This is a genomic window from Legionella feeleii (assembly GCF_001467625.1).
Classification (GTDB): Bacteria; Pseudomonadota; Gammaproteobacteria; order Legionellales; family Legionellaceae; genus Tatlockia; species Tatlockia feeleii.
On record NZ_LNYB01000080.1, the window covers coordinates 1 to 14178 of the forward strand.

The following is a 14178-nucleotide window of genomic DNA, read 5'->3' on the forward strand; positions in this document are numbered from 1 at the left end:
GTTTGAAGACGGAGTGCAGGTTGTTGAACAATCGGACTGGAAGGCCGCTTGATGATATTTTGCTCATACACCAGAATTGACAATAACTCCACCCCAGTTAAGAGATAATGAACTTAACTGGAGAAAAAAATGGTAGCAAGAAAGAAGTATTCTAAAGAATTTAAACTGGATGCAGTTAGTCTGGTATTAGAACAAGGCTATGGCTGCACAGAAGCCGCTAAAAGTTTGGGGATTCATCAAGCTCTACTCAGTCGCTGGCTTAAAGAGCATCAAGAGCCTGACGGGCAAGCATTTCGAGGAAATGGCAAGTTAACTTCAGAACAATTAGAGATACGTCGCCTGCAGGAAGAAAATAAACGCTTGAAAATGGAAAAGGAAATCTTAAAAAAGGCGGCGGTCTTCTTTGCTCAAGAAACGAAATAAAATACTCGTTTGTCGCCCAAAGTAAGAAGACCTGGCCGGTTGGCTTAATGTGCCAACTCTTGGGCATTACACGGCATGGATATTACAGTTATCACCAACGCCAGAGAAATAAACCAGATGATCCTGAGCATCAAGAGGTTGTTGAGTGGGTGAAGAAAATAGCTGAAGCGAGCCAGTATTGTTATGGAAGCCGCAGGATGAAGAATGCTTTAAATGCATTAGGCTATCCAGTAGGTCGAAGACGAGCTCAAAGTTTAATGAAAGAAGCCAAAGTTTTTGTTCGATATCGAAAGAAATATAAGGTGACTACGAATAGCAACCATAAACAACCGGTTTATGAAAATGTATTGAATAGGCAATTTCATACAGACAAGCCTAATAAAGCCTACGTATCAGATATTACCTATATCTGGACGCAGGAAGGCTGGCTTTATTTAGCAGTCGTTCTGGATTTATTTTCAAGGAAGGTGGTTGGTTGGAGCATGGGTTCCGGAATGAAAGCAACATTGGTTTGTGATGCTCTGAATATGGCAATTTGGCAGCGAAAACCTCCATCAGGGCTTATTGTTCATTCCGATAGAGGGGCTCAGTATGCTAGTTACCAATGCCGCAATTTATTAAAGAGCAAGGGATATATTGGTAGCATGAGCAGAAAAGGTGATTGCTGGGATAACAGCGTTGTTGAAAGCTTCTTTGGCAGCTTAAAACAAGAGCGAGTTCAGTGGCGAAATTATCAAACTCGATGGGAGGCCCAACAGGACATTTTGAATTACATCACCATGTACTATCAAAACCGGAAACTCTCATTTTTTCAAGTGCTTGTGTCATATTAAGTCAAAACTAATTCAGTTAATTTGTGATTTATATTTGCGTGTTTGAGTGGGGGAGTCAATGGGTTTTTGAGGGTGTTATTAAATGAACTCAAATGAACTTAAAAGAGTTAAATTTTCAAGCATGTTGTGATGAAAATTGCGATACATAAGTTTTTGATGCGGTGACTCTTAATTTTGGTCTCAACTATGAGAAGAACTCATTATTTTACTTTTTGCTATTATTGGAAGATCCCAGAAGATTATGTTTGTGTACAAGTTTTTCTAATTCATCTCTATTGATTAATTCAACATTTGCCTTCTTTGCTTCATCATAGCCATCTCGTGTAAAGTCTGTTGTTGTAATACAAATTTTCTTCGAAGCTCCTCTCGTTACAGCAAAACTATGTAATCTTTGGATAGGAGTGGATCCAATTTTTGATTTGGTATATCTTTTACACTGGACTATTACTAAATTTCCATTACTATCTAGACATCGGAGATCCACTCCGCGATCTCCCGCCTGACCGGAAACTACTACATCTTTATAACCTTCGCATTCTAAAAGTCTTGCCACAAAAGATTCGAATTCATAAGGGTTTAATTCTAATAAATTGGCAATATTACTTGGTATTTTGGGTAGAGGACGTTTAGTGAAATATAGACCTCCTTCAATAGGTTCAGCATAAAGATTCAATAAAGAATAGATAGAGTTTTCACCATCATTTAGTATGTCTTTGAGAATGCTTCTGGTACCATTTTCTACAAACTCAGCTACTTTTAATAGAAATTGATCAAAAGTAAATTTATTAGATTTAGATAATAACTCTTCAATAACATATGGTATGTATATTGAGACTCTTTCTATATAAGGTGTGTTAAATAACTCGTCTGAGTATGGAGTTATTGGTTTAGGTAGATAATATCCGTCATATTTTTCTTCACATACTCTGTCAAACGTCATTTTTAAGAGGGAAGTATTTTTGGGTAATAACAATTCATGTAAACCAAGATTAGTTAGTTTTTCAGATATCGCTTTTTTCCACTGGTGCCATGTGAATGAGCTAGCTAAAAAATCTTGTAATTCAACAGCCACTCGAAAAGATATTTCATCTAAATCATATTCTTTAATGTAATTACGTCGCTCATTTTTATCCAATTTAATAAAAGTTAAAATTAAATCGCTACTAAAAGCATAATGTGAACTTTGTTGAATTCTCATCGAAGGATCTTTGTTAGCAAGATCACATGTTAATAGCGGTTCAAATCCATTTATTCTTGCTATTAATTTTAATCGATTAAAATTAGTTATCCATTCTTGGGCAGGTACAGGTCTAAAATATAAAACTAAAAATGAATGTGTTTTAAGAACTCTATAAGTATTATAAAATAAGTCATTTATATCAGCCCACCATTGCTCTTTATCTTGTTTTTCTTTTCTTTCAGGCGAATCACTAACTATCATCTCATAATGCAATCTATCTACATCATTTTTCAAACTGTACCCAAGCCAAGGGTGATAAAGCTGTGCTCTTTCAAAATAGGCATTTCCATCATTCCATGGTGGATCAGTAATCATAAGGTTAATATTGTTGTCTGGGATAGTTGATAAAAATTTTCTAAAATCACTCATTTCAAAAATTAAATTTTTATAACTATCTATCCCGTAATCAAACAGTGTTTTAATTCTTTTGTTAAATTGAATTAAAAAAGCATTAAGAATATTTGATTCTCTTAGCGTTTTTGATGGGCAATGTAAATCCTGACTCTTGCTTCTATAGTCTTTATATTTTGCCATAGGAAGAATAGATAGGAATGTATTTTCCATGAATTTTTTACAAATGGAATCCATGTCAATTTTTTGAAGTTTTTCCCATAAATAACTTAATACTAAACGGCTTCGTTTAGGAAACAAATTTTTATAGTTTAAGAAATTTTTAGTTAAATTAATGCGGGAATTTTCTATTAACTTAATATCAAAAAAATTTTCATTAAGATAACTAATCTCATCTAAAACTGATTGATCAAAATCATCAAAATGTTTTTCAGTTGCCCCACATTTTTTGCATCTAAACTTTCCACGAAAGGTTATATTTTCTCCATTTGGCCCTAATCTTTCATGTTTGGTTATTTTTGTGTAACTTTCAGGCTCTCGGTCAAAAAATAATGAATCCAATGGCAGTATTTGCCCGCATTTACACTTAGTACGGTATAAGTTATCAATGTATGGTTTAACCTGCTTATAGTAACTATCAAATGATGATTTTAAATCTTCTTTATTAGGTAGATTAAATGGATTATATGCCATTTGATTTGTGTATAGCTCAAATTCGTTCACAATGACATTGCGTTTGAGCATTGCTCCTGCATACGCAAAACTACCAGATCCTAGAAAGGGATCACAAATTGTTTCTTCTTGGCTAGTAAGAATATTAATTACGGTCTTAGCATGATTAATAGCTTTCCTGCCTTGGAATGGAAATACTTGGTCGGCATGGGGTGGTTTATGATTAATACTTGATAAAGAAATTACTAGGTCATCTATTAATTTCCTTATTCTTTTTTGTTCACTTTCCTTAAATAACCAATACATTTATATCAACCTTGATATGTCAGTTATACGCCAGTTAGATAAATCTGAGACTTCTGACATCATAAATTTTTTAATAAAATCTGTAAAACGCTCAAAATAGTTATTTCCTTTTATGTTAGAGAGAATATCTTTCATTAAGATAGGCGTTTTTAAACTTTGTATGGAATCATCTTTTTTGCATACAATTATAAGATCACCATCTAAAGTCCTGCCTGGAGAAGTAACAGCTTTCATTGACCTTCTTTGTTTCGATATTGCAATAACATCTTCTATAATGCAGTTGGATGAATATATTGCTGTTTTAATTGCATTCCAATGAGAAATATTTTTATCAAGATAAAAGAAAACAAAGTATCCTTGGTCTTTTAGGAGCTTTAATATAGTCTGGATGGAATCTTGCATCCTAATGGCATAACAAAGAGAGTCGTTTTCTCTACCGACAGCATTCGTTTTTACAATTTCGTGACTCCATAAATTATGGTTTCTTTCACCGCTGATGATTGACCAATAAAAATCGGAATATTCCAAATAGGGGGCGTGATCAGCATATGGTGGGTCGGTTATTATTAAATCAACTTTCTGTTTATGTTTTTCAATGATGGAATCGGCAGCGCACTGAAAAATATTAGTCTTAATTTGGGGTTTATTTAGATATTGTTTTCCCCAACTGAAAAAATTTAAAAAAGCCACATACCGTTTATTAATAGCAACAATAGGATTTCTTGATGTTAAATGATTCTTAGGTCTCCAATATGGCCATTGAGAACTCGCTTTTTTATCACTTAATCGAAGCAGTGGTATCATTGACGATAAAAATAATTTAATAAAATTGATCTCTTTTTCACATGTCAGTTGTTTTTTTATAAAAGTATGAACATAGTTTATGAAAATGGTATTTCTTTCAGTGAAAAAATCTGATGCCTTTACATTTTTATGAACGGCAATTCTAGTATTTTCTGTAAAGCTTATTTTTGAAAAATCTATTGGCGCATTCAAAAGCTCTTCACAAATTTCATTTTCATATTCAACATATTTTACAATTTTTGTTGCACCTTTTAACTTTCCATCTTTTAGCGATTTTATCTTTGCCTCTTGAAAAACTAGTGTAAAATCGCTGTTAGCATAGTCTCCTTCTACACAGAAACTTTCTCTTTCAATATAATCGCCACATTTAGATTGATATAAATTTAATGTGAATTTTATCCAATCGTTGACTGCAAAATCTAAAATTTCTTTAAATTTATTAGGCAATATTGTTGAATTTAACATTGAATCAACGAACAATTTTGATGTAGGATTCAAATCACTGCCAATGATATTTCTATCATTTTTTACCGCAGCTAAAACTGATGTTCCAGAACCCATAAATGGATCAAGAATGGTGTCGTTTTTATTTGAATAAGTGCAGATTAATAGCTCAATAATGTTCAAAGGTTTTCTTGCCCAATAAGGATGAATTAGACCACCAGGATGATCATGCTCGGGCATTAATGAATTTATACTTTTTATAAAATTATTCATTTGAAAGTAAAAACAAAAATTCTGTAACTTTTTTATGTCTTGCTTGCCCTTGGCCTGTATGCACAAGTTCAAACTCCAATACATTTAAATCTAAATGTTTCTCTTTAGCGATATTATAAAAAAAGTCTTTTTCAACAATTGATGAACAAGCATAACTAATAGCTAACTTGTTTCCATAAATATTACATGAGTCACATAATTCAGAAAAAGCATTCCTAGCAGTATTTTTTTTACCAAAATCAGAGACTATTCTATTTTTTCTATATCTACCTTTGGTTATGCCATTTATTCTTTTATTAAAAGTGAGTTCTGGATAATCGTACAATACAAAAGTATCAAGTACGTGATAATAACGAGAATAATGTTCTTTAAAATAAGGTGGATCAGCATAAACTATACAGTTTGATGATAGATTTAAATCTTTAATTGCATCTTTGAAATCTGAATTTAATACTACACCGCCTCTGTAAAAATTTAGTTTTTTGAGCAGTTTTAATCGTTGGATAACCATGTCAGTAATTTTCAAAGCTCTTTTTTTTAATAGACATATAGTGTTTTTTTCAGTGGTTGGCTTTAAAAATTGTGCTAAATGAGTTGTACTTGAAACACAATATGTTAAGGAGGAAATAACGCTTGCCATTAGATGACATTTAAGGTTTTCATCTAAACCCTCACTTAGCTCTCTCAAATAATCTATTTCAGCAGATTGTTTTATACCAAAATAGGTATTTCTATAATAAGCTAAAAATAGACTCCATTGTTCGTGTTTTTTTAAGTAATCTATCTCACTTTTCTTCCCACTGCATAAGAATGTAGATTCACAAAAATTACGATAATTATCCCAGTTAAACAAATTTTTATTTAAATCGTTGATAAAATTTCTTTCAATATTATAATCTGCTAAATAATTATTTCGAGCATGACTAAATATCTCATTATCTGAAATATTGCTTAATTTATTTATTAGATAATCAATTCCATCCAAAGAAAAGTTAAGCATGGAAGAAAGCACAACAGATGAATATGGTTGAATATCATTTGCACTAACTTGATATCCTCTAAGCATAGCTTCGAAGGAAACCACCCCAGATCCGGCAAATAAGTCAATAAATTTATTGGTTTTAGTAAATCGCGAGGATATCCCATCTAAAATTTTATCAACAATCCGACCTTTTCCTCCCATATATTGCATAGGTAAAGGGAATTTAATTGGAGTAATATCTGTGTTTTTTAAACCGAAATCAGAGTGTTGTATACTCAAGTTCATTACGTCTCTCTGATGTTGTATCTGTTACTTATAGTAAAACAACTAGAGGTATAAATCTAGCAGAAGAAAATCATTGTAAGCCTCCCCTAAAATAGGTGTATTTCTGAGTAGAGTTCTCCAAGTTAAACTATGTTTGAGGAGAACAAAAACGAAAAAATCGCGGTATACAGAAACACAAATTGTCAAAATTCTAAAAGAAGTCGAAGCGGGTCGGCTGGTTAAAGAAATTTGTCATGAAGATGGGATTTCAGACGCAACCTATTACAACTGGAAAGCAAAATATGGTGGTATGGAGGCATCCGATATAAAACGTCTGAAAGATCTTGAAGAAGAGAACCGTCGTCTAAAGCAGATGTATGCTGAGCTAAGTCTTGATCACAAAATTCTGAAGGATATTGTCGAAAAAAAGCTGTGAAGCCATCTGTGAGGCGGGAGCTGGTTGATTATGCAGTGAATACTCGTACTGTGAGTTTACGCCGCAGCGTCATACAGGGTCACCGTCATACAGGGTCAGATCTTGCTTTTTGCCTTAAGCCATAAAAGACGGCAATCTTGGAGTTAACTCTTGATAATTATTTCCCAATGCCTTAATTTTCCTTCAAAAGGAATTAAGTAAGTCCAGGATCAGCGATGGTAAGACCTTTGCGCATTGAGTTTTCTGGTGGCCTCTATCACATCACCAGTCGAGGGAATAGAAAAGAAGCGATCTATTTATCAGATGAAGACAGAGAGAACTTTTTATCTGTTTTGGGTGATACTTGTTTAAAATACCGGTGGTTATGCCATTCGTATTGTCTGATGACAAATCATTACCATTTACTCATTGAAACTCCGCTCGGTAATCTTTCAAAAGGAATGCGCTATCTAAACGGGGTATACACTCAGAAATTTAATACATCACACAAGCGTATTGGGCACGTCCTGCAAGGTCGCTATAAATCTATACTGGTTGAGAAAGACAGCTATCTATTGGAGTTGTCACGTTACATTGTATTAAATCCGGTTAGGGCAAGAATGGTTGAAAAGGCAGATGAGTGGCACTGGAGTAGTTATTTAGCAACAAGTGGTAGAGTACCAGTTCCATCATGGCTGACAGTTGATTGGCTTTTATCATCATTTGGCTCTAATTAACTATGAACAATTCGTTGATGCTGGGTTAAGCAAGAAAAACCCGTTGCTTGACCTAAAGCATCAAATATATCTTGGTTCGGATGATTTTATTTCCAGAGTAGTGAGCTATCTTGACCCTAAAATTGATTTAACAGATATTTCCAGGGCTCACGTGCCTGATTTAGTTAAAGGTTTTACAATTGAAGAATATGAACGAATGTCTGGCAATCGAGATGAGGCAATATATAGTTCATATAAAAGTGTATTGTATTCTATGAAGGAAATTGGAAAACATTTTGGGCTTCACTACTCAAGAATTAGCAGAATTATAAAACAACATTATATACAAGAGGCAAAGGGCAAGATCTGACCTTGATAACTCCGTGTTGCCAAAATCTGCGGGCTTATAGCTATTGAATCCAATTATATTCTTCTAATCGTTGCCAAGCCGTTTTGATATGCGACTCTTGCATAATTTTACGTTTACGAGCGTTCCAACGTTGTATTTTTATGAGCACTTCACTAGCGCTTTTTGCGTGCTCATATGATGCAAGCCAATGAACGGAGGATAACAACTCCATCCCGTAAGGTGACTGAAAACCATCTATCAAATTAGCCACTTTTTTTAATTGAACTTCTAAATCTTTATTACCACTATTCTGAATAAAGTCATCTGCCTCTTGTAAAGCACTTTCTATTAACTCAATTTCTGATTCAAAAACACCGTCACCAACACCACGTATAAAATGTCCATCAATCCTATTCAACACATGTCTTAAATTATCTGCATATGGACCATAGTGATGTTTATCAAAATTTAATTTTAAATCAGCGCCTGCTTCTTGAAGAAAATAAGCAAGCTTTTGAATTTCAATATTTGATATTCCATAGTCCATTGAACGATAAATTGAGATTAACTTTAATAAAATAGCACGTCCGGGCGTCATTTTGGGCTTGGCCAAGTTATTTTCAGTTTCTTTGGGAACAACCGTATAATTAGGCTCAAATAACCTCACCACTACTTCAGGAACTTGTCTAAACGCTTCTTCTATTAATGGCCTCACTAAATCCCAAGACAATCCTCCATTACCACATCCTAGGGGAGGAATTGCAATCGAAGTTATGTTGAGATCTTTGACTTTCCGAATTAAATCGTTTAAACCGTCTCTAATATATTCAATTTTAGATTTTTCCTTCCAATGGGCTTTCGTTGGAAAGTTTATAATAAATAACGGATGGGTAGATTGCTCTGATTTATATACGTGTACTTTACCGGGTCTTAAGTGCCCTAACTTACAATATTTAGCATATTCAGCAAAGTTATCTGGCCATTTTTTCTTAAATTGCAAAGCAATACCTTTACCCATTACGCCAACGCAGTTAACAGTATTAACTATAGCATCCACATCTTTCTGCTTTAGCAGATCACCATGTGTTATTTTTATGCTCATAATTATTGCTCTAAAAAATACCAATCGGTCATAACATCTACTCTTAATGTTAGCCCATGAGTTAATAAAATCCTATCCACCTGATTTTTTACACTACTATTTATTACACCTATACGGGTAAAGCAATTCAATGGAATCGAATCTTTTACTATAAATTCTGCTTGTCGCCTAGCCCTTCTATCTACGTATTTGGGATCGGATTGTATATCGTGAAAATATTTACAGTAACCATCTAAAGTTGGTGGCTCGGTAATTAAATCCCAAGCAATTACTGATGGCAGTAGACCTAAATCAGTATAAGCTTTGCTGAAAGTAAGTGTTGCATTCATATCATAAAATATGAACTCTAAACCTAATTTAACTAATTGTTCAACGGTTGTTTCAAAATAGATAATTTCTTCTTGGCTCAATGAACAACCATCCACTCTTTTATTATGTATCGCTGATAGCATTGGGGAACGGGGAGCGAAGTAGAAAGGCACATAATCATGTAATAAACCACCGGGTGGATCCAAAACTGCACGGAGAGAGCGCAAATTCTGCGCTCCTGCGTGAGCAATGTTTTGATAATTAATACCATGATGCCCAACTTTATTTTTACTGATTAAAGCACCTTGGCAACAAATATCATTTAAATTCGCCAATGCTGTAATATGAAATAATCTAACTGGATCTGGCATCATATTTACATTACTCTAATATTTTGAATTACTTTACCAACAATTTCGACAGTAATTCCACTCTGGGCTTTAATGTTTGGCCAATTACCATTTAATGTCATTAATCCAATCTGATGAGGCATAAGACAATTTTTGATATTTACAAACAATAATTTCTGGTTTCCCTTCAATTTTAACTACTACATAGTCACCAGGCTTAGGTAATAAATTGGGGGCAGACTCGATTGATTTGCATTTTATTTTGATATTTTAGAGGTCTTCAAAATTCAAGCCCTGCCCCTGACCCCGTATCCATAAATGATACTTGTTAAACCATCAGCTTGATGATTTGTAAGATATTTCTTACATTATTTACCTGGTTTGTCTTAATGACGAGCATAAGCAATTAAGTCATACTGGCGTTATTGGAAGTTGCAAATATCAGCAGGACATGATGTTCGTGAAAAGGGAGCCAGCACAAGGATGTGCTGACACAGGAAGTGAAATTTGCAACTTACCAAACCAATTTAATCTTCCAGTACATTCTCCTTCTTAATCACACCGTAGCGAATACCTACAATAATTGCACTGGTTATATTCCTGCATCCTAGTTTTTTAAAGATTGCTTGCCGATATTGAGTCACTCGTCGCATGGAGACATTTAAAAAACTGGCAATTTCTTTCAGTCCTTTGCCTTGGGCGGATAAGTAAAGACATTGTTTTTCCTGCTCACTTAAACGCAGGTCAAAACAAATCGGTAGCCGTATCCAGGTATTGGACAGTAAGGCCTGGATTTCGGCTAGCTGTTTGTGAGTAGGATTACTATTCCCTAAATAGTCCAGGTAATTTTTTGCAAAGACTTTAAAAAAGGGACTATCGATTAAATTCGTTTCCGTTAAGGCTTCTCGCTTTATTGTCGCCATTATTCTTCCTTTATTTTTTTAAAGGTGTGACTTAGCACAGGAATTATTGAAAAAAATAATTCCTGTATCTTTAGTCGCTGAAATGATTAAGATTTTTGATTTATAGCGAATTAAAGCACGCTATAAACCATGCTCTTAAGGTTCAACCGGTGTAAATAATGGGAAATTTTGGCGGCTTCTTACGGACATGCCATTGAAATTCAAAACTGAAATAGACTAAGATTCGTTTAGCCATAATTATCTCCTTGAAGATATTGTGGTTAGCTGGCGGCGGGAATTCGTCGTTCCCTCTGTCAGCGCTTATTGCATTTAAACACGTCAAACGCAGATTTATACTATTTGATTCTTGAGTGTCTTGCAATTGAATTTTAATTGCAGGGCACTACAGAATTTTTACTTCCTCGTTCTACCTCTTTAGGTCTTTTCAAATAGGCATTCTTTACTCGTGTTTTTGGGTCAGGCCTTGAATTTTTCTAAAGCTTCGGCGAATTTCGCCCACAATGATAAACGCAAATTACCAGATCTTGCCAAACGACAGGCGGACCATTGCAAGATCAAGAAAAGCCATGATAGCTAATACCTAAATGGACGATGTTCCCATTGAAATGAGTCGTAACCTGCGACGAAACGACTGCTACAGGCGAGGAGTTCGCGGGAATTCTCGTTACTGTGGGACTCATCGTATAGTTTACTCGCCCCAAATCATAATAGAGGTATTCAACCTTGGCGCTCCAATCCGGGAGAAACATCCACTCCCCTCCAGCGCCAACAGTCCAACCCAAACGTATATTTTTTGAATAACGCCCTGAGGTAATGGTTTGTGGATCAAGCGTAAATTGAGCAAGGGCGGGATCGACCAAACTCCTTTCATTGTTAGTTTGCGTGATTGTCGCTTTTGACGATACACCACCATAAGCAAGGCCCCCTGTTCCCATGACTAACAACGAGGGTGTGATCAAGCCCCCAAGTCTTCCACGAAAAGTGCCCAAATAATTCGTATGTTTATTGCTATTCAGCGTGGTTGCATAAAATTCGCCAGGAAGGAAAGAATAAGCACCCCCATCATAAATACCGACCAGCGGAGCAGTATTGGAAGTTTTTCCACTATCATCTCCAGAGGTCATGGCTTGTAAATCTGTTTCCAGTCCGGCAAACAAATGGTCTGTAAATTGCAAATTATATCCAATTTGACCACCGCCAATAAATCCTGCGTTTCTGGTAGAGATAGTCCCCGTCGCCCCAGATGCTGATTGAATACCTGTATAAGTTGCGCCGTCAGGATAGGATGGATTTTGCGACCCTGGAACGAACGATGACAAGATACTGGTTTTGGTATTCGCACTCCAAACGCCACCCGCATTTGCACCAGCATAGAAGCCTGCCCACTTCGGCGCTGCCATCGTGGAGACTTCTGAGCTAACGGCGGATGTATTGCACAATACCAGTAGCAAGGTTACACAGAGAACCGTAGTATTCTTTATCATAAAAACTCAAATCCCTTGAGAATATCTTAGATTATCATTTCTTTTTTATATCCGCTAATGCATGAACAACGCGCCTTGGGATCACCCATTAAACACTTTCGCTCAAGAGGTAAAGCAACCAATAAAACTCATCCCCTTTTTGATGAGGCGATCTTATCCTTGGAATGATTCCCGAAGGTTAAACATGGCTGGGCTAACGTATCGGTTTACCGGTTGACCCGATTGCTCCCGTTTTTAGTTAAGGAATCACCATTTAAGCTTAAGCTTTTCCAGGTGGTCTGCGACGCGCCGTGTGGCTTCCTGACCTTCACGAATCGCTTCTTGCGCGCGATCGAATTCCATAAGACCGATATGGCTAAGCTTTGGTGTGATGAGAACATCAGGCGGATCCTCTGCCATGCGCGAGTTGGTGATGCGCTCCTGCATAATGTTAATTGAGCCGGCGATCACGTCGAAGAGGCCAGGTTTCGAGATGTTCTTCTTGCGTAAGGAGGAAATAAATGACGCTAACCTGATGTCGAAGTCAGCTTTCAGCTTGGCTCCCCAGGCGGCAATGCCTGGATTATCCTTTTCAACATCTTCCAATTGCTTTTGGTTTTCTTGATTGTCAGCAGCTACATCGCTTTGATCGAGGGAAAAATGTCTGCCGACGAGATCACTATTCAGGTTCACGGCGATGATGTAATCAGCACCCATAGCCCGTGCCAGCGAAATAGGAACAGGATTGACCAAGCCGCCATCCAGCATAAGATCCTGATGTAACGCAACAGGGGCAAAAATTCCAGGCAGAGCGATGGAGGCTCGCACGGCATCGAGTAAGGAGCCATCCCGTAACCAGTGCTCTTTTCCATTCAAGAGCGATGTGGCAACACAGGCAAAGGGAACGTTCAGATCCTCGATATTAAGGTTGCCCAGCCGTTTTTCGATGGCAATCATCAGCGCGTTCCCCTGGATAAAACCGCCGCCCGTCATGTGGAAATCCAGCAATTTTAGAATGTCCACGCGCTTAAGGGTGAAAATCCATTCTTCAAACTCGTCGAGATGACCTGAGGCATAAGCGCCCCCGACTACAGCACCTACGGATGAACCCGCAATCAGATCCGGTTTAATGCCCATGTTTGCCAATTCACAGATCACGCCTATGTGGGCCCAGCCACGTGCCGATCCACTGCCAAAAACGAGTCCTATTTTGCGTCTTGCCATATGCCTCCCATGCTCTGGCATGCCTACTCCTGCCGCCAGGCGAATGGTAACTTTTTGATAGCATATCTATATCAACAAGTAGCACAGGGAATCAACACCTTAAATTCATTACTATCTACTCATGCAAGTTGGGTCGCGACCCAACCTACTTGATTATGCCGTTTCATAAGCAATCCCTTGCTGATTAATGAAATTTTTGCTGATGAGGCCTGCATTCATTGTTCGCGATTCCCGAATAGCAAGTTGGGTCGCGACCCAACCTACTTGATTATGCCATTTCATAAGCAATCCCTTGCTGATTAATGAAATTTTTGCTGATGAGGCCTACATTCATTGTTCGCGATTCGCGAATAGCAAGTTGGGGCGCGACCCAACCTACTTGATTATGCCGTTTTCATAAGCAATCCCTTGCTGATTAATGAAATTTTTGCTGATGAGGCCTGCATTCGTTGTTCGCGAATAGCAAGTTGGGTCGCGACCCAACCTACTTGATTATGCCATTTCATAAGTAATCCCTTGCTGATTAATGAAATTTTTGCTGAAGAGGCCTGTATTCATTGTTCGCGATTCCCGAATAGCAAGTTGGGTCGCGACCCAACCTACTTGATTGTGCCGTTTTCATAAGCAATCCCTTGCTGATTAATGAAATTTTTGCTGATGAGGCCTGTATTCATTGTTCGCGATTCGCGAATAGCAAGTTGGGTCGCGACCCAACCTACCTTGATTATGCCGTTT

At 36.8% G+C, this 14178-nt stretch carries 12 protein-coding genes and 2 pseudogenes; 4 read left to right on the top strand and 10 right to left on the bottom strand.

All coding sequences use genetic code 11. The features are described 5' to 3' along the window. Positions 1 to 129: 129 nt before the first annotated feature. A pseudogene (locus Lfee_RS07730) lies at positions 130 to 1226 on the top strand (IS3 family transposase); the annotation flags it as partial. A gap of 235 nt (positions 1227 to 1461) precedes the next feature. Here the strand turns inward: Lfee_RS07730 and Lfee_RS07735 are convergent. The 3 genes from Lfee_RS07735 to Lfee_RS07745 are packed head-to-tail and all read right to left on the bottom strand — an operon-like array spanning position 1462 to position 6613. Beyond that, entirely contained in the window at positions 1462 to 3825 is a 2364-nt protein-coding gene (locus tag Lfee_RS07735; protein ID WP_058445521.1) for a restriction endonuclease, read from the bottom strand. Then, complete coding sequence (locus Lfee_RS07740; RefSeq protein WP_162262675.1) at positions 3826 to 5313, bottom strand: DNA methyltransferase; 1488 nt, start codon at positions 5311 to 5313, stop codon at positions 3826 to 3828. It lies immediately after the preceding gene. A 25-nt stretch (positions 5314 to 5338) separates the two neighbouring features. Beyond that, positions 5339 to 6613: a DNA adenine methylase gene (locus Lfee_RS07745; protein WP_058445526.1), complete on the bottom strand. Its 1275-nt coding sequence runs from the start codon at positions 6611 to 6613 to the stop codon at positions 5339 to 5341. A gap of 133 nt (positions 6614 to 6746) precedes the next feature. Between Lfee_RS07745 and Lfee_RS07750 the strand changes: the two are divergent. The 3 genes and pseudogenes from Lfee_RS07750 to Lfee_RS17660 all read left to right on the top strand — a co-directional run. Further along, a pseudogene (locus tag Lfee_RS07750) lies at positions 6747 to 7096 on the top strand (transposase); the annotation flags it as partial. A gap of 147 nt (positions 7097 to 7243) precedes the next feature. After that, positions 7244 to 7744, top strand: a complete 501-nt coding sequence (locus tag Lfee_RS17655; RefSeq protein ID WP_238584894.1) for a transposase — start codon at positions 7244 to 7246, stop codon at positions 7742 to 7744. After that, positions 7710 to 8093: a hypothetical protein gene (locus Lfee_RS17660; RefSeq protein WP_238584895.1), complete on the top strand. Its 384-nt coding sequence runs from the start codon at positions 7710 to 7712 to the stop codon at positions 8091 to 8093. Before Lfee_RS17655 ends, Lfee_RS17660 begins: the two co-directional genes overlap by 35 nt. Before the next feature lie 40 nt (positions 8094 to 8133). Here the strand turns inward: Lfee_RS17660 and darG are convergent, their stop codons facing one another. From darG to Lfee_RS17800, 7 genes are all read right to left on the bottom strand, one after another. Further along, positions 8134 to 9174 (bottom strand): type II toxin-antitoxin system antitoxin DNA ADP-ribosyl glycohydrolase DarG, encoded by a 1041-nt coding sequence (gene darG, locus Lfee_RS07760; RefSeq protein ID WP_058445530.1) that lies wholly within the window; start codon positions 9172 to 9174, stop codon positions 8134 to 8136. A gap of 2 nt (positions 9175 to 9176) precedes the next feature. Continuing rightward, positions 9177 to 9857 carry a type II toxin-antitoxin system toxin DNA ADP-ribosyl transferase DarT gene (gene darT / locus Lfee_RS07765; protein WP_058445532.1) on the bottom strand — a complete coding sequence of 227 codons (681 nt, stop codon included), beginning with the start codon at positions 9855 to 9857 and terminating at the stop codon, positions 9177 to 9179. A 503-nt stretch (positions 9858 to 10360) separates the two neighbouring features. Beyond that, positions 10361 to 10756, bottom strand: coding sequence for a response regulator transcription factor (locus Lfee_RS07770; RefSeq protein WP_058445534.1), 396 nt, complete (start codon positions 10754 to 10756; stop codon positions 10361 to 10363). A gap of 554 nt (positions 10757 to 11310) precedes the next feature. Beyond that, complete coding sequence (locus tag Lfee_RS07775) at positions 11311 to 12240, bottom strand: outer membrane protein (RefSeq protein WP_058445536.1); 930 nt, start codon at positions 12238 to 12240, stop codon at positions 11311 to 11313. A 246-nt stretch (positions 12241 to 12486) separates the two neighbouring features. Continuing rightward, entirely contained in the window at positions 12487 to 13443 is a 957-nt protein-coding gene (locus Lfee_RS07780; RefSeq protein ID WP_058446269.1) for a patatin-like phospholipase family protein, read from the bottom strand. Between the two features lie 153 nt (positions 13444 to 13596). After that, complete coding sequence (locus Lfee_RS17795; protein WP_256593781.1) at positions 13597 to 13725, bottom strand: hypothetical protein; 129 nt, start codon at positions 13723 to 13725, stop codon at positions 13597 to 13599. Positions 13726 to 13826: 101 nt separating this feature from the next. Then, positions 13827 to 13949, bottom strand: a complete 123-nt coding sequence (locus tag Lfee_RS17800) for a hypothetical protein (RefSeq protein WP_256593779.1) — start codon at positions 13947 to 13949, stop codon at positions 13827 to 13829. Between the last annotated feature and the right edge of the window lie 229 nt (positions 13950 to 14178).

Excerpts from the sequence above, each read along its gene's own strand:
- Lfee_RS07735 (WP_058445521.1), bottom strand. The coding sequence starts at position 3,825 with ATGTATTGGTTATTTAAGGAAAGTGAACAAAAAAGAATAAGGAAATTA.
- Lfee_RS07740 (WP_162262675.1), bottom strand. The coding sequence starts at position 5,313 with ATGCCCGAGCATGATCATCCTGGTGGTCTAATTCATCCTTATTGGGCA.
- Lfee_RS07745 (WP_058445526.1), bottom strand. The coding sequence starts at position 6,613 with ATGAACTTGAGTATACAACACTCTGATTTCGGTTTAAAAAACACAGAT.
- Lfee_RS17655 (WP_238584894.1), top strand. The coding sequence starts at position 7,244 with ATGGTAAGACCTTTGCGCATTGAGTTTTCTGGTGGCCTCTATCACATC.
- darG (WP_058445530.1), bottom strand. The coding sequence starts at position 9,174 with ATGAGCATAAAAATAACACATGGTGATCTGCTAAAGCAGAAAGATGTG.
- darT (WP_058445532.1), bottom strand. The coding sequence starts at position 9,857 with ATGATGCCAGATCCAGTTAGATTATTTCATATTACAGCATTGGCGAAT.
- Lfee_RS07770 (WP_058445534.1), bottom strand. The coding sequence starts at position 10,756 with ATGGCGACAATAAAGCGAGAAGCCTTAACGGAAACGAATTTAATCGAT.
- Lfee_RS07775 (WP_058445536.1), bottom strand. The coding sequence starts at position 12,240 with ATGATAAAGAATACTACGGTTCTCTGTGTAACCTTGCTACTGGTATTG.
- Lfee_RS07780 (WP_058446269.1), bottom strand. The coding sequence starts at position 13,443 with ATGGCAAGACGCAAAATAGGACTCGTTTTTGGCAGTGGATCGGCACGT.
- Lfee_RS17795 (WP_256593781.1), bottom strand. The coding sequence starts at position 13,725 with ATGAAATGGCATAATCAAGTAGGTTGGGTCGCGACCCAACTTGCTATT.
- Lfee_RS17800 (WP_256593779.1), bottom strand. The coding sequence starts at position 13,949 with ATGAAATGGCATAATCAAGTAGGTTGGGTCGCGACCCAACTTGCTATT.